Here is a 232-nt window from a genome sequence, read left to right as displayed (position 1 = left end):
ATACGAAATTAGATGTTGGGGTGAATGCAAAGATTGTATATAGAAATGTTGGGAAATTTGCGAGTGGATATGGTTTCGGTTTTGATATCGGAGCGATTTATAAAGGAGATAACGGATGGAAATTCGGTGGAATGCTTCGGGATGCTACCACTACGGTAAACTTTTGGAGTATTAACCAAAAAGAGCTTTCAACAGTGGTAAACGGAGAGGAATTTAACCCTGCACCGAAAGA

The 232-nt window shown here is 39.7% G+C and carries 1 pseudogene; it reads left to right on the top strand.

What is annotated here, in order from left to right:
• Positions 1–232 (top strand): annotated as a pseudogene (locus tag SCA31_RS25695) (hypothetical protein); the annotation flags it as partial.

The organism is Chryseobacterium sp. SIMBA_028 (assembly GCF_046535285.1).
Classification (GTDB): domain Bacteria; phylum Bacteroidota; class Bacteroidia; order Flavobacteriales; family Weeksellaceae; genus Chryseobacterium.
The sequence above is the reverse complement of the archived record's forward strand: the minus strand, read 5'-3'. Positions and strand labels throughout refer to the sequence as shown.